Here is a 21,978-nt window from a genome sequence, read left to right as displayed (position 1 = left end):
TATGGCAAAATCATTACAAGAAATGCGTGAGCGTGTTTGCGCGGCCAATCAATCACTGCCAGCACACGGCTTGGTAAAATTCACTTGGGGCAACGTGTCTGAAATTGATCGTGAAGCAGGCCTCATTGTTATCAAACCTTCTGGTGTGGATTATGAGAAATTGACACCCGAAAATATGGTAGTAACAGACTTAGATGGCAAGGTGGTAGAAGGGGATTTAAATCCTTCCTCTGACCTACCAACCCACGTTCAACTGTATAAAGCTTGGCCTGAAATTGGCGGCATTGTACACACTCATTCAACCGAGGCAGTCGGCTGGGCGCAAGCTGGTCGTGACATTCCCTTTTATGGGACAACCCACGCAGATTATTTTTATGGATCTGTACCATGTGCGCGTTCTTTGACAGCAGATGAGGTGAACACAGCCTATGAAAAAGAAACAGGAACAGTGATTATCGAAGAGTTCACACGCCGTGGTCTCGATCCTCTTGCCGTTCCGGGGATTGTTGTGCGCAACCACGGACCGTTTACTTGGGGGAAAGATCCTGCTCAAGCAGTTTATCATTCTGTTGTCTTAGAGGAAGTGGCAAAGATGAATCGTTTCACCGAGCAAATCAATCCTCGCGTAGAACCTGCTCCACAGTATATCTTGGACAAGCACTATCTTCGCAAGCATGGTCCAAATGCCTATTACGGACAAAAAGGTGATGCACATTGAGGGAAAATTATTGAAATACGAAGAGAGTAGGAGGAAGTGATGCAACAAATAGCTTTCTCCTCTCTTAATATGTTTTAGCCTTTATATACATGTAAACAAGACTATAAAAATGGTATAATATTCTGTATTCGGAAGGGAGAAGAGAGTGTGATTATTCTAGACAAGAAAAGCTGTGAGCTGGTGTCCTACTTGCTATCATTAGAGAAACCAGAGACAGTCATGACTATGTCAAAAAAACTAAATCAATCTCGGCGCAAGGTCTACTACCATCTGGAAAAAATCAACGAAGCCTTGCCGGACGGTATTGATAAGATCGTCTCCTATCCACGAGTAGGCATATTATTGACCAATGAACAAAAGCAAGTTTGTCAAGATTTGTTGGATCAATTAGATGATTATACTTATGTGATGAGTGTTGAAGAACGTATCCAACTGACGATGACCTATATTGCTGTTTCTAAAGAACGGGTCACTATTGATAAGCTCATGCAACTAAATGATGTTTCTCGTAATACCGTTTTAAGTGATCTCAATGATATTCGTCAAATGTTAGCAGTAGAGGATTATGATATTCAACTCAACGTCACAAAAGCAGACGGTTACTATCTAAAATGCCATCCCTTATCCAAAATTCAATACCTTTACCGTTTGCTCTACGCAATCTATACGGAAGGAAACAAAAATTTTGTTGAGATTGTCCGAGACAAAATCGTAGATGTGACAGGGTTCAACCGTTATTTTTCTGAAGAAGTGAATGCCTATATTGAAGATCAATTGACCAATGCGCAAGAAAGCTTGGGGAAACAGCTCAATAGTCAGGATCGGGTTTTTATGGTGGAAATTCTACCGTATTTGCTTCTCAGTTATCGCAGTATTGAATTATCGGAATGTGAAAAAGAAGCGGTTCGACGTGATTTTAGTATGACCTGGAAGCGAAAAGAATATCTGTTGGCACGTGACATGGCAGAGGATTTATCGAACCTCTATGACATCCAGTTAGATGACATTGAGATTAGTTTGGTTGCCATGTTGCTCTTATCATTTCGGAAAGACAAGGACAGCCACTTGGAAAGTCAGGATTATTCTGAAATGCGTGTCACTCTAGATTTTTTCCTCAGTCAAATTGAGGCTCAACATTCGTTAACATTTGTACATCGCAACGATCTGCTTCGGAAACTTCTCATGCATTGTAAGGCTTTGATTTACAGAAAGACTTATGGCATTTTGTCTGTCAATCCACTGACCAAATATATCAAAGAACGCTATCAGAGTCTATTTCAGATTACCAAGACGCATATAGGAATTTTAGAAGAGGCATGGGAGTTGACCATGACAGATGATGATATTGCCTATATTACGATTCATTTAGGAGGGGAACTGGAAAAAAATGCACCGGCTGAACCTGCTAAGAGAAAAATCATCCTTGTTTGTGATGAAGGAGTCGGAGTACAGAAATTATTGCTTAATCAATGTGAACAATATCTCACAAACTGTACGATTGAAGCTGTTTTTACGTCAGAACAATTTTACAGTGTACGTGACTTAGTGGCGACAGATTTGGTGGTTTCAACAAGTGATGCTCTGGAAACGCATTTTCCTGTGATTGTCGTCCATCCTATTTTAGATAATGAAGACATTATCGAATTGGTTCGCTTTGCCAAAGGGATGGGAAAGACTGTTGAAACACAATTCAGTACAGAACTCGAGAAATGTTTGCAGGCTTATTTGCCCGAAGAAAAGAATCGGCAGGCTTTGAAAGCACAGATTGAAGAAATTGTTAGTCGGATTCTATCCATGTAAGCTAGGAAACATTCCTAGCGTTTTTTAGTGGCAAATGTTTATGAATCGTTCGGTACAGTTTTGGACACTTCCTTGTGTACTTCTTGGTCTTTTGGTTTAGGTCTACAAGGTTTATACTGAAGATGTAATGTAAAAGCAATGATTTATAGGAGGATGCTGAAATGGCTAAAGTACAAGATATTACACGTGAGTCTTGGATTCTCTCTACCTTCCCGGAATGGGGCACTTGGCTGAATGAAGAAATCGAAGAAGAAGTTGTACCTGCTGGAAATTTTTCAATGTGGTGGCTCGGAAACTGCGGTGTTTGGATTAAGACACCGGGCGGAGCCAATATCGTTATGGACCTCTGGTCAAATCGCGGGAAATCAACAAAGAAAGTAAAAGATATGGTACGTGGACACCAAATGGCGAATATGGCAGGTGTTCGTAAGTTGCAACCAAACTTACGTGTGCAACCAATGGTGATTGATCCGTTTGCCATCAACGAGTTGGATTATTATCTGGTTTCTCACTTCCATAGTGATCATATTGATATCAATACTGCTGCAGCGATTGTGAATAATCCTAAATTGGATCATGTCAAATTTGTTGGTCCTTATGAATGTGGGGAAATCTGGAAAAAATGGGGTGTGCCAGAAGAGAGGATTCTCATTGTGAAACCAGGCGACACTCTCGAATTGAAGGATGTCAAAATTACAGCGGTAGAGTCTTTTGACCGGACTTGCCTGGTAACTCTGCCAGTTGATGGAGCTGATGCGCAAGATGGTGAATTAAAAGGTTTGGCTGTAACAGATGAAGAAATGGCTCGTAAGGCAGTCAACTATGTTTTTGAAACACCGGGTGGAACCATTTATCATGGTGCAGATTCTCATTTCTCAAACTACTTTGCCAAACACGGTCGCGACTTTAATGTTGATGTAGCTATCAATAACTATGGGGATAATCCTATTGGTATTCAAGACAAGATGACCTCTATTGACTTGCTTCGCATGGCAGAAAATCTCCGTGCTAAGGTCATCATCCCCGTTCATTATGATATCTGGTCTAACTTTATGGCATCTACCGATGAAATCCTGACTCTCTGGAAGATGCGCAAGGAACGGTTGCAATACCAATTCCACCCATTCATCTGGGAAGTCGGTGGCAAATACACCTACCCACAAGACAAGGATAGAATCGAATACCATCACCCACGTGGATTCGATGATTGCTTCTTAGAAGAATCGAATATCCAATTTAAAGCCTTGCTATAATCCATTCTTCTTATCACATTGAGCACTTTCCATGATTTTAGGAGAGTGCTTTTTTATTTAGATATCGTTATGATTAGTGAGTGCGAAAACGTTTTTATGTTGATATTCATACAAAACCATTGACAATGCTTTTTAAGGGAATTATAATGGTTCTCATGGAAACAATCAAAGAGAGGGATGGTTATGCATAGCTTATCGGATTTCCGCAATCTTATCAATCAAGTAGAACAGGCAGTGGAGGATATTGCCAAAGTGCATGATATCGAGCATTTGGCAGGACCACAGGGGCAGGTGTTGTTTTATCTTGATCGGCATGATGGAGATGAGATTTTTGTCAAAGATATTGAGAAAGAAATGAGAATTTCAAAATCTGTTGCTAGTAATTTAGTCAAACGAATGGAGAAAAATGGCTTTATTCAGAGCATCTCTTCAGTGGCAGATAAGCGGTGTAAGCAGGTTGTCCTAACAGAGCTTGGTCGTTCAAAGTTGCCTCCTTTAAAAGTGTGGCATGCGGAGATGGTTGACCAATTATTCTCAAATATTCCTTATGAGGATTTCCGAGTGGTAGAGGCTGTTTTTGAGCAGCTGGAAGAAAATATTAAAATGTATAAGGAGAAAGAAGATGTTTAAGAAAGCAATGTTGCGATACAAATGGTATGCTCTTGCCTCCATTCTACTGGTATCGACTGTTGTCATGACAACTTTGTTACAGCCTAGTTACTTAAAAGAAGTGTTGACAGCTGTTCTGATGAATGACCAGAATGAGATCTTTCGCGTTGGGAAATGGCTTCTAGTCATTGCTGGAATTGGTCTTGTGGCAGGGATGCTCAATACAATTGTTGCCTCAAAAATTGCACAAGGGGTTTCTGCGGATGTTCGTGAACAAACATTCCGTAAGATTCAAGAGTTTTCATATGCGAATATCGAAGAGTTCAATGCTGGAAACTTGGTCGTGCGCATGACCAATGACGTGACCCAAATCCAGAACTTGGTGATGATGAGTTTTACTGTTCTCTTGCGGGTACCCTTGTTGTTCATTGGGGCTTTCATTATGGCGGTGCGAACATTGCCTGAGCTCTGGTGGATGATTATTGTCATGGTCATTGTGATTGCTAGCATCATGGCAGTTGTGATGAAGCATATGGGACCACGTTTTGGCAAGTTCCAAATATTGATGGACAAGATGAATAGCATTGCTAAGGAAAATCTGCGTGGTATTCGAGTGGTTAAATCCTTTGTTCAAGAGAAGAATCAATATGCCAAGTTCAAAGAAGCTTCAAACGACTTACTGAATTTGAACCTTTTCATTGGATATGGATTTTCTATCCTTCAACCAATCATGATGTTGGTATCTTTCATGGCCATTTTTGCCTCCCTGTACTTAGTCTCAGGTATGGTAAAAGATAATCTTGAAGTGGTCGGTAGCTTCACATCGTTCATGAGCTACTTAATGCAAATCATGTTCTCCATCATCATGACGAGCTTTATGGGGATGAATGCAGCGCGTGCCGCTATCTCCATTAAACGGATTAATGAAATCCTTGAAACAGAGCCAGCTATGAGTTTTGTGGACACTCCTGATGAGGTGTTAGACGGAAAAATTGTATTTGATAATGTCAGCTTTACCTATCCTCATGATTCTGAACCAATGCTTAAAAATATTTCTTTTGAAATTGAGTCGGGCCAAATGGTTGGGGTTGTTGGTGCGACAGGTGCTGGGAAATCAACTTTGGCCCAATTGATTCCGCGTCTGTTTGACCCTCAAGAAGGGACAGTTTCAATTGGCGGACGTGATTTAAAAGACGTCAATCAAAAGACGCTTCGTCAAACTGTTTCTATTGTTTTACAGAAAGCGATTCTCTTCTCTGGCACAATCGCAGACAACTTGCGTCAGGGAGCAGCTGAAGCGAGTCTTGAACAATTAGAACGCGCAGCAGGTATTGCCCAAGCCAAGGAATTTATTGATCGCTTGGATGAAACCTATGAAAGTGAAGTGGAAGAGCGTGGAAATAACTTTTCTGGTGGTCAGAAACAACGGATGTCTATTGCACGTGGTGTCATTGGAAATCCAAAAGTATTGGTCCTTGACGATTCAACGTCAGCTCTTGATGCTAAATCTGAAAAATTGGTCCAAGAAGCTCTAAACCACGATTTGAAAGATACAACTACAGTCATCATTGCTCAAAAGATTTCGTCTGTGGTGACAGCTGATAAAATTTTGGTATTGGATGAAGGACGACTAATTGGAGAGGGAACACACGCTGAATTGGTGGCGAATAACGCCGTTTACCGTGAAATTTATGAGACACAGAAAGGAAAAGAGGAAGAATAAATGAAGACAGCACGATTTTTCTGGTTTTATTTTAAACGGTATACACTATCCTTTGTGGTCATTTTTGCTGCGATTATCTTGGCAACCTATCTACAAGTAAAAACGCCCGTTTTGATGGGGGATGCGATTGCTGAATTAGGAAAAATTGGTCAGCAATACTTTGCGGCAGCGCAAATGGGGCAAAAAGGTTTTGAACCGGATGTAGCAGATTTTAATGGAGTCATGCTCAATCTCTTTTTAGCTTATGTAGCTACAGTTGTTGCTAACCTAATTTATAGTTTATTGTTGACCCGTATTGTGGCGAATTCGACCAACCGTATGCGTAAAGGTTTGTTTGGAAAATTAGAGCGATTGACCATTGCCTTTTTCGATCGTCATAAAGATGGGGACATCTTGTCTCGCTTTACTAGTGACCTAGACAATATCCAAAATGCTTTCAACCAATCAATGGTACAAATTCTCTCAAATGGGGCGCTCTACATTGGGATGGTCTGGATGATGTTCCGTCAAGATACGAGACTAGCGCTTGTAACAATTGCGTCAACTCCTGTTGCTTTGCTTGCCTTGGTCATCATTATTCGTCTAGCACGGAAATATACCAATTTACAACAAGCTGCGGTATCAAAACTCAATGCTTACATGGACGAGAAAATTTCTGGTCAGAAAGCCATTATTGTTCAAGGTGTCCAAGAAGAAACCATCGCTGGTTTCGTGGAACTCAACGAAGAAGTGCGTCGTACAACCTTCAAGGGACGTCTTTTTAGTGGAATTATGTTCCCATTTATGAACGGGATGAGTTTGGTTAATACAGCTATTGTCATTTTTGCGGGGTCTAATATTGTTTTAAACGATAGCTCCATGGATACAGCGGTGGCGCTTGGCCTTGTCGTAACCTTTGTCCAATACTCACAACAATATTACCAACCGATGATGCAGATCGCCTCTAGCTGGGCTGAGCTTCAACTTGCCTTCACAGGGGCACATCGCATTCAGGAAATGTTTGATGAGCCTGAGGAAGTCCGTCCAGAAAATGCTCCGCTATTTACTGAATTAACAGAAGGAGTGGAGATCAAGAACATCGACTTTGGTTATCTTCCCGGTCAAAAAGTTTTGGATAATGTCACCATTTCAGCTCCCAAGGGCAAAATGGTCGCGGTTGTTGGTCCAACAGGTTCTGGTAAAACCACCATCATGAACTTGATTAACCGTTTCTATGATGTGAATGGTGGTTCTATTGCATTTGACGGTCGAGATATTCGGGAGTATGATTTAGATAGCCTCCGTGAAAAAGTGGGGATTGTCTTGCAGGAATCGGTGCTCTTTTCTGGCACTATTGCGGATAATATCCGTTTTGGCAATGACGAGATTTCGCAAGAAATGGTGGAAACAGCAGCGCGTGCAACCCATATTCATGACTTTATCATGAGCTTACCAGAAGGTTATGAGACCTATGTGACCGACGATGAAAATATCTTCTCAACAGGTCAGAAACAATTGATTTCCATTGCGCGTACCTTGTTGACGGATCCGCAAGTCTTGATTTTGGATGAGGCGACGTCAAATGTGGATACAGTAACAGAAGCAAAAATTCAAAATGCTATGGAAGCCATTATTGCAGGGCGCACTAGCTTTGTGATTGCTCACCGTTTGAAAACTATCTTGAATGCGGATGAGATCATTGTCTTAAAAGATGGCAAGGTGCTTGAACAAGGAAACCACCATGAATTGCTCAAGCAAAAAGGATTTTATTCAGAACTCTATCACAATCAATTTGTATTTGAATAAGAAACAGATTCTCAAAAATGAGACAGGCAGTGATTGTTGCCTGTCTTTTTCTATTTAAAAAAAACGCCTAGATTTGTTGATCTAGGCGGTTACTCGTAGCCATATTCGAATATTGGAAACAATTTATTTATTCACATTTTCCCATTTCCAGTTTTGTACTTCAGGAATATCATCACCGTGTTCACGGATGTATTCTTTGTGGTATTTGACTGTTTCATCCATCTTGGCTGCGAAATCTGCTGCTTTCGCACCAAGTGCTGCATTTGCCGCATCTTGTGCCAAGTGGAAGCGGTCCAGTTCTGACATCACACGCATATCAAATGGTGTAGTGATATCCCCATTTTCACGGTAACCATGAACGCGGAGGTTGTGGTTCTGACGAGCGAAGAAGATGTCTCGAATCATACCTTCGTAAGCGTGGAAGGCAAAGATAACTGGTTTGTCAGTTGTGAAGACCTTGTCAAACTCTTCATCAGAAAGGCCACGTGGGTCTACATCTGGATGGCGAAGTTTCAAGATATCGACAACATTGACAAAGCGGATCTTGAGTTCTGGGAAGGCCTTGTGCAAGATCGTAATCGCCGCAAGAGCTTCCAAGTTTGGCTCTGTACCGGCTGCCGCAAAGACAACATCTGGCTCTTCATCTGCTGAGACAGTTGAAGCCCAATCAATCACTTTATAGCCTTTTTCTACCAATTCAGCCGCTTCTTCTTTCGAGTAGAATTGAGGACGTGGGTGTTTCGAAGTGACAATCAAGTTGATGACATCTTCGTCTTTGAAGGCCTTGTCTGCCACTGCAAGAAGTGAGTTGGCATCGGCAGGCAAGTATTCACGAATAAATTCAGGTGTTTTTTCTGACAAGTGAGTCAGGATACCTGGATCTTGGTGAGTGTATCCATTGTGGTCTTGTTGGAAGACAGTAGATGTCGCAATCAAGTTAAGGGCTGGGTAGTTTTTACGCCAGGTTGTGTGTGTTTTTGATTTACGCAACCATTTGAAGTGCTGTGTCACCATTGTATCCACCACACGCAAGAAGGATTCATATGACGCAAAGAATCCATGACGACCTGTCAAGACATAACCTTCAAGAAGGCCTTCTGCCTGGTGTTCTGACAATTGTGAGTCAATCACACGACCAGCAGGTGATAACCATTCGTCATAAGAAGCATCGCGACGTCCCATCCATTGACGGTTTGTTTTCTTGAAGACTTCTTGAAGACGGTTTGATTTGGTTTCATCTGGACCAAAGATACGGAAGTTATCTGGGTTTGCTTCGACAAGGTCAGCCGCATATTTACCAAATTCAATCATATCTTGTGCCATGATTGCACCAGGAGTTTCAATGTCAAATGCGTGTTTCTTCCAATCAGCTGTATCCATTGGTTTGATGATTCCAGCGTTTGTGATTGGATTCATGGACATCCGACGGTCACCTTTTGGTGAGATTTCGGCAATCTCTGGAAGGAGACGACCATCTGCATCAAAGAGTTCTTCAGGACGATAGCCTTTGAGCCAGTCAAGAAGGGCATCTACGTGTTCCATGTGATGAGAATCTACTGGGATTGGTACTTGGTGTGCACGCCAACCACCTGCGATTGGAGTCCCTTCCCAACTTTCTGGACCAGTCCAACCTTTTGGAATGCGTGCAACCAATACAGGCCAAGCTGGTTGAACGGCTTCTTCAGCGCTACCTTTACGAGCTTCTGCTTGAATAGCCTTGATTTCTTCAATCGCTTGGTCTAGTTTTTCAGCGAAGAGTTTGTGAGATGCGTCAAAGTCCTTGCTTACAGCAGTGACGTCCGCAAAGATTGGTTTCCAGCCGAGACCACGGAAGAAGAGGTCTAGTTCTTCATCTGTTTTACGTTCTAGAATGGTTGGGTTGTGGATTTTACCACCATTTAAGTAGAGGATAGGAAGGACAGCTCCATCATTGACTGGGTTGATAAAGGTATTGGCGAACCAACCAGCCATGAGTGGTCCAGTTTCAGCTTCCCCATCACCGATAACAGTTGCGGCAATCGTGTCTGGGTTATCAAGAATGGCACCAGCTGCGTGAGAAAGAGCGTATCCTAACTCTCCTCCTTCATGGATCGAACCTGGTGTTTCAGGCGCTGCGTGAGAAGCGATACCTCCTGGGAATGAGAAGATTTTACATAGTTGTTTGAAACCTTCTTCTGTTTGAGGAATGTTTGGATTCAACTCTGTGTAGGAACCATCCAGGTAGGAGTTGGATACCATGACTTGTCCACCGTGACCAGGTCCTTCAATATAGAACATATCGGCATCGTATTTATTAATAGCACGGTTTAAATGTGCGTAGATGAAGTTTTGTCCAGGAACAGTTCCCCAGTGTCCGATTGGGTGAGCTTTCAAATCATTTTCGACGACTTCACGTTTTAAGAGTGGGTTATCTTTTAGATACATTTGGGCAGCAGAGATGTAGTTGGCTGCTCGCCACCAGGCATCGACTTTTTTCAAATACTCCTGTGAATCAAAGTGTGTGGTCATAATAAAGACTCCTTTTTGAATGTAATTTTTTTCACAAGTAGAATATACCATTTTTCATTTTGACAGTCAAAATGTGAAAAAACGTGTAAAATAACGCAAAAAAATTTCTGAAAAAAACAGAAAACTTATTATATAATAGATTTTCCAGCGTCTTTTTTGGGAAGCTGTCATTTTTTTCAGAACTTCCAGATTAATGTGGAAGTAAGTTGACTTTTGTTTTGTAAGCGGTTGTAATACAATGACCTTGTAGCAAGTGAAGGAGGTAGAATTTGAACAAAAGACAAAATAATATTCTTCGGGACCTACTTTCTGATTCAGACTACATGACGGGGCAGGAACTTTCTGATAAGTATGGTATCTCGACAAAGACAGCCTACTCAGACCTGGCTGTCATCAATGACCAGTTGCGACCAGTTGGAGTAGAGATTGAGAGAAAACCTCGAAAGGGAGTACGGTTGAACGTATCACCGGATGAGAAACGAACAATCTTACAACTAATTGAAACACAACAATATGATCAAGTAGATGAAACTTCTCAGTTTCAAAGGGATTGTGATATTCTAAAGAAACTGATCTTAGAAACTGGAGAGTTGGATATCTTAGATTGGTCGACAACCCATTATATCAGTGAGGCGTCTATCCGACGAGATTTAGAGCGAATTGAACAGCAACTTTCTTCTTACGATATTCAACTAGTCAGAAAAAGTGGACAGGTTTATCTATCGGCTAAAGAAGAAAGTGTTCGTCGATTTTTTAGAAATTATCTCATTCAACATTTTGATTTAAGTTATCAGAAGGTTGAAGAAGGTAGTTTGGATACCTTTTTTGAAAGAGAAGAGATTTGTGCAACGATAAAAAATGTTCAATCCTTCTCTAGTATCTATCATTTCAAGACGGCTGAGCAGTATAGTATCTATCTTGTGTTAGATTTACTGATTAGTAGTAATCGGTACCTAAGTGGACATATTATATCGGATGAGCCTTCTACCGTAATTGTCAAGGATTTACAACAATATGAAGTTTATATCATCGCGGGAGAGTTGCTCAGTAAGAGTAGCAAAATTGCAATGTCACATCTTCAGGACGTAGAGATTCGAAATATCTGTTACACCCTTTTATCTGTAGGCTACGAAAATCAAACAGTTAGACAGTCTGATATAGAGCAAACCGTTCGGAAATTCATCAATCGAATCGGGCAACTGTCAGGTGTGGATTTTGCGCAGGATGACCACCTGTTTCGGATGTTGGTCAATCATATCCAACCTATGATTTATCGTCTAAAGAGTGGGATCAACATCAAGAATCAGATTACCGAAGACATTAAGTCACGGTATAGCGTTCTCTATTATATGGTTTGGTTGGCATCAAAAGTATTTTCTGAAACATATGATGTGAAATTAGTAGATGCAGAAATTGCTTTTCTCACCATTTATTTTGAGATATCGGTAGAGAAGATGAGTCGTCCTCTCAATATCTATGTAATTTGCCCGCATGGACTGGCGACATCTGAATTGATTATGAGTTCTTTACGAAGGACGATTTCTACTTTTGATAATCTGATGAATATTGATTTGAAGGAGCTTACTCCTGAGAAAATTGAACAAGCAGATTTGGTGATTAGTTCCATACAGTTAGAAGCTTTTCCAAAGCCTTATATTCAGGTTAGTCCGATTGTGACTAGTCGGGAAATGGAGCTTATTCAAAGAAAGTATGCAAGTCTGACTCAAGGGAATCGCAATATGTTATCAGCTATCCATGATAGTACTGTCTTTTCTAAGTCTGTGATTCTAGATTTACTAAAGGATAATATCCTTCTTAATCAATCTTACCGAACGGTAGAAGAGTGTATTGGAGCTATGGTCAGACAGACTACAGCAAAGAATCGTAAGAATCATGAGTTTTTACATTCGGTATTAGCTAGAGAAAAATTGGGAAGCACTAGTCTTTATACGGGGATTGCTCTTCCGCACGCAGATCCTACTACAGTTAAGGAATCTCAGTTGGTCATGATGACTTTAGAGAAACCTATTCAGTGGGGGGAGAATTTAATCAGTGTAGTGGCCCTAATTGCCATTGCTGAAAATGATGAAGAATTTTATAAAAAAGCTCTAATTGGTTTGTATTCAAAAATTGACAGCGAGCCCTATATTGAAGCACTCTCGCAAAGTCGGACAAAGGCAGAATTTATTGAGCGATTATAAAGTAATGAAACAGAAAGGAGATTATTATGTCAGAATCTATTAAATTGTCCAATTATCTTACAGATAAATTAATCTTTACCCAAGACCAGTATGCCAATAGCGGTGAGCTTTTTCAAGCTGTTTATGACGTTGCTTTGGTAGAAGGTCGGGTTCGTGAGGATTTCTTAACACGTGTAAAGGAACGTGAAGCAACCTTCCCGACAGGTATTCAATTGGAGAATTTAGGAGTAGCAATTCCTCATACTGACGCTGAATGTGTCCTAGAGGAATTCGTAGCAGTAGTGGTCAATCGTGAACCAGTAGCTTTTCAAAGCATGGAAGATATCAATGTGACAGTGCTGGCAAGATTGGTCTTTGTCCTTGGTTTAAATCAACCTCATGCTCAATTGGAAATGCTCCAATCATTGATGGGACTCCTTCAGAATGAAGAATTATTGAAGGAAATCTTAGCGGCGACATCGTCAGATGATGTCATTACTATCGTAAACAAAAATAATTTATAAAAGGAGAAATGTTATGGCAGTCAGAGTACTCGTAGCATGTGGCGCAGGGATTGCAACTTCTACAGTTGTAATGAAAAAAATTGAAGATTTGTTCAAACGGAACAATATCGATGCACAATTTATTCAAATTAAGATTGCTGAAGCGGCAGCAAAACAGGATCAAGCAGATTTGTTGATTACAACAACGATGCTCCCAACTGAATACCGTATCCCAGCTGTAAAAGCAATGGCTTTCTTGACAGGTATTGGTCAAGATAGAGTTGAAGCACAGATTTTAGAAGAAGTTGCTAAAATTCAAGCGAAATAAATTTAGGAAACAATATTTTTAAAAAAGGAGATCAGTCAATGGATGCATTAAATAATATCGTTCAGACTATTCTAGGAATGGGCTCTAGTGTAGTTCTTCCAATTATCATTTTCGTTTTAGCACTCGTATTCCGAGTGAAGGTGAAAGATGCTATTGTATCAGGGATGACAGTTGGTATTGGTATGATTGGTATCGGTTTGGTAACCGGCCTTCTTGGTGATAGTGTTGGACCAGCTGCACAAGCGATGGTAGAGCGTATGGGGCTTGATTTGACCATCATTGATGCTGGTTGGCCAGCTGTATCAGCAGCAACTTGGGCGCAACCAATTGCTGCTGTAATGATTCCAGTTATCTTGGTAGTAAACTTGGTGATGCTTGCTTTGAACTGGACAAAAACACTCAACATTGATATCTGGAACTACTGGCACATGAGCGCAGCAGCAGCGACGGGTTATGTTGTAACAGGTAATTTCTTCTTTGGTATCTTCTGTGGTGTTATCTACACTATTATCGTTCAAATTGTGGCGGATAAAACTGCTCCAGTAATTCAAGACTATTATGGCTTGGAAGGTGTTTCTATTTCAACTGGTTCTGCCCAAGGTTATGCCCTTATCGGTATTCCAGTTGGTTGGTTGATTGGGAAAATCCCATTCATCAAAGATATTGATGCAGACCCAGAAACAATCCAAAAACATTTTGGTGTATTTGGTGAACCAATGATTATGGGCTTCCTTATCGGTGCTCTTCTTGCAATCCTTGCTGGATACGATATCACAGGTATTCTTCAAACCTCAATGACAATGGCAGGTATCATGTTCTTGCTTCCACGTATGGTTAAAATCTTGATGGAAGGTCTGATTCCAATTCAAGAAGCTGCTCGTGATATGCTTCAAAAACGTTATGGCGATCGTGAAATCTACCTCGGTATGGATGCGGCTTTGGCGACAGGTGCTCCAGCTGCTCTTTCAACAGGTTTATTGATGGTGCCAATCACACTCTTTATCGCAATTATACTTCCTGGAAACCGTGTATTGCCATTTGCAGACTTGGCTACGATTCCATTTTTTGCATCAATGGTTGTGCCATTCCGTAAAGGAAATATCCTTCAGTCTGTATTGACATTGACAGTCGTCATCACATTTGCACTTTGGATGGCAACCGACTACGCACCTGCTATGACACAAATGGCGAATGGTATCATTGAATTCCCAGAAGGGGCATCACAAATTTCAAACTTTGATACAGGTGGTAACTTGCTCAACTGGATTTTCTTGAAACTTGCCGAAGTATATAATTCAGTATTTTAAACCATAATATACTTCCCTAGTAATAAATTGATTGTTACCAGGGAAAACTTTAGGTGAATATCAGTTTTAATGAATAAAAAGAGGTATAAAAATGACAATTCCAGAAAAAATGATGGGTGTCTTTAAAACAGCACCTGGATATGATCAAATGGACTTTTATGAATTAGATGTTCCTAAAATTGCCGATGATAAGGTTCTTATTAAAGTGGCTTTTACAGGAATTTGTGGTTCAGATATTCATACATTTAAGGGAGAATATATTAATCCAACAGAACCAGTAGTTTTAGGTCATGAATTTGCTGGGGAAGTGGTTGCAGTTGGTGATAAGGTTACAAAAGTAAAAGTCGGTGATCGCGTAACAAGTGAAACGACTTTTGAAACTAGTACTGATATTTATACTCATGATCGTTTGTATAATCTTGCTATGAAACGCAAAGGCATTGGTTCACAACAAAATGGCTCCATGGCAAACTATGTGATGACACGTGAAGAAAGTGTCCATATCTTGCCAGATACGCTTAGCTATGAAGGTGCTGCTATGACAGAGCCGTTGGCTTGTTGTGTGCATGCCATGTACCAAAAGAGTCAGTTAACCCTACATGATAAAATCATCATCATGGGCCCTGGACCAATCGGCTTGCTCTTGTTGCAGATTGCAAAACATGTAGGTGCTTTTGTCATCATGACGGGGATTACTCAAGATGCTGAGCGCCTCGCTTTTGCTAAAGAATTAGGTGCAGACGTAGTCGTTGATACGTTGACAGAAGACCTAGAAGCGATTGTAATGCAATATACTGACGGTTATGGAGTAGATAAAGCCTACGATGCCTCAGGTGCGGTTCCGGCTGTCAATCAAGTGTTAAAATTGATGAAAAAACGTGGTCGTTTTGTTCAGGTCGGACTATTTGCTAAACATCATGTCGAATTAGATACAAACTCGATCATTCAACGTGAAATTGAATACGTGGGCAGTCGTTCACAAAATCCATTTGACTGGCCAATCGCCATTCACTTGTTGGATAGCGGAGCCATCAATATTGACAAGATGATTACAAAGAAATTTCCATTGGAAGAATGGCGAGCAGCTTTTGAGTCTGTCATGGGTGGTAAGGAATACAAAGTTCTTATTGAGTCAAATCCAGGTGAATTTTAAGTGTAGTTACTTCTCCCCATGTCCAAGTAGATATGGGGAGTTTTTCTAACCGAAAACTGACAATGGTAAGCGTTTTATGTTATAATAAGGTATTGAATAAAAGGAGGAAACTATGTCAAATTTATCAGTCAATGCTATTCGTTTCTTGGGTGTTGATGCTATCAATAAAGCAAAATCAGGTCACCCAGGTGTGGTCATGGGTGCAGCTCCAATGGCTTACACTCTATTTACGAAAGAAATGCATATCAATCCAGCCGTACCAAACTGGATCAATCGTGACCGTTTTGTTTTATCAGCTGGACACGGATCTATGTTGCTATATGCTTTGCTTCATTTGTCAGGTTTTGAAGATGTATCAATGGACGAAATCAAGAGTTTCCGTCAATGGGGCTCTAAGACACCAGGTCACCCAGAATTTGGCCATACAGCAGGTGTGGATGCGACCTCTGGTCCTCTTGGTCAAGGGATTTCAACAGCGGTTGGTTTTGCGCAGGCAGAACGTTTTCTCGCTGCAAAATACAATAAAGAAGGCTTCCCAATCTTCGACCACTATACTTATGTGATTGCAGGTGATGGGGACTTCATGGAAGGTGTATCAGGTGAAGCAGCTTCCTATGCCGGACTTCAACAATTAGATAAACTCATCGTTCTCTATGATTCAAACAATATCTGTTTGGATGGAAGCACAGATGATGCTCTTGTGGAAAACGTCCGGGCTCGTTATGAAGCCTATGGTTGGCATACAGCGCTTGTAGAAGATGGAACAGATGTAGATGCTATCTACGCTGCTGTTGAAACAGCGAAAAAAGCTGGCAAGCCATCTCTGATTGAAGTGAAAACTGTTATCGGTCATGGTGCACCTACTAAGGGTGGTACAAATGCGGTTCACGGTGCGCCATTGGGTGACGAAGAAACAGCTGGGGCTCGTGAAAATCTTGGATGGGACTATGCACCATTTGAAATTCCAGAAGAAGTATATGCAGACTTCAAAACAAATGTAGCCGATCGTGGTGCGTCAGCTTATGCTACTTGGGAAAAATTAGTGGCAGACTATCAAGCGAGATTCCCAGAAGAAGGTGCAGAAGTAGCTGCTATCCTTGCAGGCAAAGACCCTGTAACGATTACGCCAGAAGACTTCCCAGCATTGGAAGATGGCTTCTCACAAGCGACCCGTAATTCTTCACAAGATGCCTTGAATGTGATTGCAGAGAAATTACCAACCTTCCTCGGTGGTTCAGCAGACTTGGCACATTCAAACATGACTTACATCAAGTCAGACGGTCTTCAAGATGCTGCAAATCCACTCAACCGCAATATTCAATTTGGTGTGCGTGAGTTTGCAATGGGAACTGTCTTGAACGGAATGGCTCTTCACGGAGGACTTCGTGTTTACGGTGGTACATTCTTCGTCTTCTCAGACTATGTGAAAGCAGCAGTGCGTTTGTCAGCCCTTCAAGGACTTCCAGTGACCTATGTCTTTACTCATGACTCTATTGCCGTTGGTGAGGATGGTCCAACTCATGAACCAATCGAACACTTAGCAGGACTTCGGGCAATGCCTAACCTGAACGTTCTTCGTCCAGCAGATGCGCGTGAAACGCAAGCAGCTTGGCATTTAGCTGTCAACAGCCCTTCAACGCCAACAGCCCTTGTCCTGACTCGTCAAAACTTGACAGTAGAAAAAGGTACTGACTTTGCGAAGGTTGCCAAAGGTGCTTATGTCGTTTATGAAGCAGAAGGTTTCGATACCATCCTTATTGCATCAGGTTCAGAAGTCAACTTGGCTGTCAAAGCTGCCAAAGAATTGGAAGCGGCTGGAACAAAAGTCCGTGTCGTATCCGTTCCATCAACAGAACTCTTTGATGCACAAGACGCAGCTTACAAAGAAGAAATCCTACCAAATGCCGTTCGTCGTCGTGTAGCGATTGAAATGGCTGCTACTCAAAGCTGGTACAAATATGTCGGTCTTGATGGTAAAGTGATCGGAATTGATAAGTTCGGTGCATCAGCACCAGCACAAACAGTCATTGACAATTATGGCTTCACAGTTGAAAACGTTGTTGCAGTCGTAAATAGTTTGTAATAAAAATAAAAATCTATGGTTGTGTGAATGCAATCGTAGATTTTTATTTTTTGTTTCAAAAAGAAAACAAATATTACAAAAAGGTTACAAAAAGATGACATAAATACTTGTGTTTTGTAAAAAATAGCGCTATAATAAGGTAAAAATAAGAATAAGGAGTCGGTAAAATGAAATCTTCAAAAATGCTTCACGTTAGTTTGATCCTTTGCTTAGGCTTACATTTAGCTATGTCGGTTTCACACTTAGTACAGGCTGAAAGTAATGTTCCTGCTACAACCACTACTGTGTTATCCAGTAAGACTACAGTTTCTCCTACAACTACCCTTACGACCACTGTTTCGTCCGATAAGACAACGGCTGCTCCTACCCCTACTTTATCTGATTATTCAACAGTTGCTCCTACAACAACTGCCATGTTGTCTAGTGCTACAACCGTCAGCTCGCCTGTTACCACAGAGCCCATAACCACTAAGCAGTTGTTGCTAGAGGATGACAGTCGGGCTATGAAGTGGATACGGCACCAAAACCTTTATGTTGGCAAAACCTTTTTTGTAAGCGATATTGACGGTAAGACCCTCCATGAGAGTGTCGATGGTTACCAGACTCCTTACAAATTTGATGGCTATATCTACTTATCAACAACCCTAACCTGGTCAGATAGCGGTCAAGCAGTTGGCCATATTTACCATGATATAAACAAAGTAGATCAGTCTATTACCAAGACGCGTTACATAGACGGGATGACTGGAAAGAAAATACAAGAAGACCGCGCGGGACAGGTCTTTATTAGTCATTTCGGAGCTGCAAAAATTTATAATGCTTTCGTTTATGAAGAAAATGGAGAAAAAATTTATCTCTTATCCTATTTAACCGATGAGGACTATATCCAATATGCAGGACACCAATACTATCCACGTCTAACAGACTATACCAAATACATAGACCAAGATAGTGGAGAGGAAATTGCTCCAAGGCAAGATGGTTTCGTTCCAGGTATCCCGGACATTGCAGGATATACGTATGTTTCCAGTGAGTTTAGTGAACAAGATGGAAAGAGTTATTTTGTATTGCGTTATCAAAAAGAGAATTCACCCGTTCCAACCACTGCAATAACTGCTCCTGCTGCAAAAAATAGAGTGCTCCCAAATACAGGTTCTACCGACAATCCGTTATGGCGTATAGTAAGTGTAGTTGTTCTCATAATAGGCTCTGGTTTTATTCTCGTTGTTCAACAAAAACATCAATAATATTTCCACCACAAATTTAGTGGTGGTTTTTGGTACAGTGGGTATTGTTGTACATTCGAGGGGAAAAGTCCTTTGAGGGTCACCACCAGTGAGCCCAATAGCAGCTCCTAAGACTGACTTATAGTGGAGTAGTGAATTGGAACGGTCAAAGAATTGACTGGTTTAAGTTTGATATTAGAAATCCTCATCGCCAGAGGAATTATGGATAGAGGTGTGATAATAAGATATATAATAGTGAATGGGGAGTCTCGAAAACCTAAATTCTAAGTAGGTAGCCATAACCATATAAATCATGAATATAATTGAATTCGGATGAAGCTTTGTGTAAAAACATTTATCCTAGAGTGTCAAGACTTATATGAAATCCCAATTTCAATGTGTTCTTTTAACATCCTCATGTTCAGAATAAACCAAACATGAAATATGTGAATGAAGTTTTTCATTTGAGAAAATGGCTTGAAAGTGATAGAATAATTGGGTAGAGCCGATTTAGCTCAGTTGGTAGAGCAACGCACTCGTAACGCGTAGGTCGTAGGTTCGATCCCTATAATCGGCATGGAAAAGCCCAGACAAAGCCCTGAAATGGGGCTTTTTGATTACAAAAGATGAAAGCGAGGTGCCGCCAGTGAAACAAGCTTTGCGGCAGAAATGTCTGAAGAACTTGAAACAGCAAAACGCGCTTGATAAACAGGAACGAGATTCCGAATTATTACGTGCCTTTATGAGTCTGCCGGAATATCGTGAAGCACGAACGATTGCAACTTATCTCTCAATGGAGGGCGAGGTGGATACAATTCCTCTTATTCGAGCTGCCTTGGCGGACGGGAAGAGGGTTGTTGTGCCGAAAGTTTTGTCTCGGGAAGAAATGGTGTTCTTGGAATATGATGAGAACCATTTAGGAAAAAGTAAATTTGGAACATGGGAACCTACAGTTGGCGAACCAATTTCTAAGGTGGAGATTGATTTGATTCATGTACCCGGTCTTGTATTTAATGAGCGTGGTTTTCGAATTGGTTATGGTGGCGGCTTCTATGACCGATATTTACAGAATTATAAGGGAAAAACGGTTAGTACGATTTATGCTTTTCAGCACTCTCCTTTCCTAGAAGAAAAGCATGATATTGCGGTGCAGGAGGTGATTTGCAAATGATGAAAGAGTTCAAGCAATATCCAGTGACAGGGGGATTACTAGCTCTGACGACGCTTGTCTTTTTTTTAATGCAGGTGCTACGTTTTGGAGCGACCACCTCTAGTCAAACGATTTTTGAGTTTGGAGGCATGTATGGTCGTTATGTACAAGTCTTTCCATCCGAGTTATGGCGTCTCGTTAGTCCAATTTTTGTTCACATTGGTTGGCAACATTTTTTATTTAATATTTTTGCAATCTATGTGGTAGGACAGTTGGCAGAAAGTATCTGGGGATCGTGGCGATTTCTCTTGCTCTATCTGTTGTCAGGAATGATGGGGAATGTTTTTACTCTATTTTGGACACCAGATGTAGTAGCAGCAGGGGCTTCAACATCCATCTTTGGTGTATTTGCAGCAGTGGCAGTAGTAGGATATTATGGTCACAATCCTTATCTTAGACAAATTGGGCAATCTTATCAAGCCATCATCGTTGTCAATTTGATTTTTAACCTCTTTACTCCAGGTGTTGGGATAGTTGGGCATATTGGTGGATTAGTGGGTGGTGTACTGACCGCAGTTTACCTGCCGCCTCTTGTGGAAAAACAGATGTTTGCTAGTTGGCAACGATGGCTAGCAGGTACCATCTTCATGGTATTGATTTTGGGAATGATTGCTCTATCTTTGGGAATAATTTAAATAAGAAAAGGGAAATCACACTGATTTCCCTTTTCTTATTCTGAAGGTGTTGTGTTACCTTCTAATTTTTTCCCAAGTTGGATAATGTATTTCTTCAAATCATCCTTCACTTGTGGATGCTGAAGTGCGTAGTCAATAGAAGTTTTCATAAAGCCAAATTTGTCACCGACATCGTAGCGTGCTCCTGTAAATTCACGAGCAAAGACGCGCTGTGTTTTATTCAGTGTATCAATGGCATCTGTCAATTGAATTTCATTGCCAGCACCAGGGGCTTGATTTTCTAAGATGCCAAAGATTTCAGGAGTTAAAAGGTAACGTCCAATAATGGCTAAATCGCTTGGTGCATCTTCAGGTGCAGGTTTTTCCACAAAGGTATCCACACTATAAAGGCCATTCACTCCTTCTCCTTGTGGTGCAATGACACCATAGGACGATACTTCTTCATGAGGAACGGGCATGACGGCAATGGTAGAGGCATGTGTTGCTTCGTAGTCGTTCATCAGCTGTTTGGTTAATGGGATAGTGTCAGGAGAGGTAATGTCCATGAGATCATCCCCCAACATGACAACAAAAGGCTCGTTTCCAACAAAAGCTTTTGCCTGGAGAACGGCATCACCCAGCCCACGTGGGTGACTTTGGCGGATGAAGTGGAGACGAATACCAGTGGTTTCATCGACTAGTTTTAATAAGTCGTGTTTTCCTTTTTCTTTTAAATTGTATTCCAATTCAAAGTTTGAGTCGAAGTGGTCTTCGATGGACCGTTTTGATTTACCCGTGACGACAAGAATATCTTCAATTCCTGATTTGAGGGCTTCTTCCACGATAAATTGAATCGTAGGTTTATCCACAATTGGAAGCATTTCTTTTGCGAGTGCTTTTGTAGCAGGAAGGAAACGAGTTCCTAAACCAGCAGCTGGAATGACTGCCTTTCTAACTTTTTTCATCATAGTTTCTCCT

Annotated in this window: 17 protein-coding genes and 1 tRNA gene; 16 read left to right on the top strand and 2 right to left on the bottom strand. The window is 41.1% G+C overall.

From position 1 onward, the window contains the following. The first annotated feature begins 1 nt into the window (after position 1). The 6 genes from A3I9_RS0102420 (at position 2) to A3I9_RS0102395 (ending at position 7,888) form a co-directional block, all read left to right on the top strand. A complete protein-coding gene (locus A3I9_RS0102420) occupies positions 2 to 718 on the top strand; it encodes an L-ribulose-5-phosphate 4-epimerase (RefSeq protein ID WP_018377496.1) in 717 nt (238 codons plus the stop codon). Between the two features lie 147 nt (positions 719 to 865). Continuing rightward, positions 866 to 2,518, top strand: a complete 1,653-nt coding sequence (locus tag A3I9_RS0102415) for a BglG family transcription antiterminator (RefSeq protein WP_018377495.1) — start codon at positions 866 to 868, stop codon at positions 2,516 to 2,518. Between the two features lie 161 nt (positions 2,519 to 2,679). Then, complete coding sequence (gene ulaG, locus A3I9_RS0102410; protein WP_018377494.1) at positions 2,680 to 3,771, top strand: L-ascorbate 6-phosphate lactonase; 1,092 nt, start codon at positions 2,680 to 2,682, stop codon at positions 3,769 to 3,771. A gap of 183 nt (positions 3,772 to 3,954) precedes the next feature. Continuing rightward, a complete protein-coding gene (locus A3I9_RS0102405; protein WP_018377493.1) occupies positions 3,955 to 4,401 on the top strand; it encodes a MarR family winged helix-turn-helix transcriptional regulator in 447 nt (148 codons plus the stop codon). Then, entirely contained in the window at positions 4,394 to 6,103 is a 1,710-nt protein-coding gene (locus A3I9_RS0102400; protein WP_018377492.1) for an ABC transporter ATP-binding protein, read from the top strand. The genes A3I9_RS0102405 and A3I9_RS0102400 overlap by 8 nt, the downstream gene beginning before the upstream one ends. Continuing rightward, positions 6,104 to 7,888, top strand: a complete 1,785-nt coding sequence (locus A3I9_RS0102395) for an ABC transporter ATP-binding protein (protein ID WP_018377491.1) — start codon at positions 6,104 to 6,106, stop codon at positions 7,886 to 7,888. Positions 7,889 to 8,011: 123 nt separating this feature from the next. Here A3I9_RS0102395 and A3I9_RS0102390 read toward each other — a convergent pair whose 3' ends face one another. Beyond that, positions 8,012 to 10,396 carry a phosphoketolase family protein gene (locus tag A3I9_RS0102390; RefSeq protein ID WP_018377490.1) on the bottom strand — a complete coding sequence of 795 codons (2,385 nt, stop codon included), beginning with the start codon at positions 10,394 to 10,396 and terminating at the stop codon, positions 8,012 to 8,014. Positions 10,397 to 10,665: 269 nt separating this feature from the next. On the opposite strand from A3I9_RS0102390, the gene A3I9_RS0102385 reads away from it, so the two are divergent. From A3I9_RS0102385 to A3I9_RS0102340, 10 genes are all read left to right on the top strand, one after another. Further along, positions 10,666 to 12,597, top strand: coding sequence for a BglG family transcription antiterminator (locus tag A3I9_RS0102385; protein ID WP_018377489.1), 1,932 nt, complete (start codon positions 10,666 to 10,668; stop codon positions 12,595 to 12,597). 26 nt (positions 12,598 to 12,623) lie between these two features. Continuing rightward, entirely contained in the window at positions 12,624 to 13,100 is a 477-nt protein-coding gene (locus A3I9_RS0102380; protein ID WP_018377488.1) for a PTS sugar transporter subunit IIA, read from the top strand. 13 nt (positions 13,101 to 13,113) lie between these two features. Continuing rightward, positions 13,114 to 13,407: a PTS sugar transporter subunit IIB gene (locus A3I9_RS0102375; RefSeq protein WP_018377487.1), complete on the top strand. Its 294-nt coding sequence runs from the start codon at positions 13,114 to 13,116 to the stop codon at positions 13,405 to 13,407. Positions 13,408 to 13,445: 38 nt separating this feature from the next. Beyond that, complete coding sequence (locus A3I9_RS0102370) at positions 13,446 to 14,714, top strand: PTS galactitol transporter subunit IIC (protein ID WP_018377486.1); 1,269 nt, start codon at positions 13,446 to 13,448, stop codon at positions 14,712 to 14,714. Positions 14,715 to 14,805: 91 nt separating this feature from the next. Next, positions 14,806 to 15,867 carry a zinc-binding dehydrogenase gene (locus A3I9_RS0102365; protein ID WP_018377485.1) on the top strand — a complete coding sequence of 354 codons (1,062 nt, stop codon included), beginning with the start codon at positions 14,806 to 14,808 and terminating at the stop codon, positions 15,865 to 15,867. A gap of 112 nt (positions 15,868 to 15,979) precedes the next feature. Further along, complete coding sequence (tkt, locus tag A3I9_RS0102360; protein WP_018377484.1) at positions 15,980 to 17,950, top strand: transketolase; 1,971 nt, start codon at positions 15,980 to 15,982, stop codon at positions 17,948 to 17,950. Between the two features lie 167 nt (positions 17,951 to 18,117). Then, on the top strand, positions 18,118 to 19,197 hold the full coding sequence (locus tag A3I9_RS0102355) for an LPXTG cell wall anchor domain-containing protein (RefSeq protein ID WP_018377483.1): 1,080 nt from the start codon (positions 18,118 to 18,120) through the stop codon (positions 19,195 to 19,197). A gap of 483 nt (positions 19,198 to 19,680) precedes the next feature. Then, positions 19,681 to 19,753 (top strand) — tRNA-Thr (locus A3I9_RS0102350). Between the two features lie 69 nt (positions 19,754 to 19,822). Further along, positions 19,823 to 20,347: a 5-formyltetrahydrofolate cyclo-ligase gene (locus A3I9_RS0102345; RefSeq protein ID WP_026217295.1), complete on the top strand. Its 525-nt coding sequence runs from the start codon at positions 19,823 to 19,825 to the stop codon at positions 20,345 to 20,347. Beyond that, entirely contained in the window at positions 20,344 to 21,021 is a 678-nt protein-coding gene (locus tag A3I9_RS0102340) for a rhomboid family intramembrane serine protease (RefSeq protein ID WP_018377482.1), read from the top strand. The genes A3I9_RS0102345 and A3I9_RS0102340 overlap by 4 nt, the downstream gene beginning before the upstream one ends. Positions 21,022 to 21,056: 35 nt before the next feature. Here A3I9_RS0102340 and galU read toward each other — a convergent pair whose 3' ends face one another. Then, entirely contained in the window at positions 21,057 to 21,965 is a 909-nt protein-coding gene (galU, locus tag A3I9_RS0102335; RefSeq protein WP_026217294.1) for a UTP--glucose-1-phosphate uridylyltransferase GalU, read from the bottom strand. Positions 21,966 to 21,978: the final 13 nt, after the last annotated feature.

Source organism: Streptococcus ovis DSM 16829 (assembly GCF_000380125.1).
GTDB classification, from domain to species: domain Bacteria; phylum Bacillota; class Bacilli; order Lactobacillales; family Streptococcaceae; genus Streptococcus; species Streptococcus ovis.
Note: the sequence above shows the minus strand (reverse complement) of the source record. Positions and strands in the feature narration are given on the sequence as shown.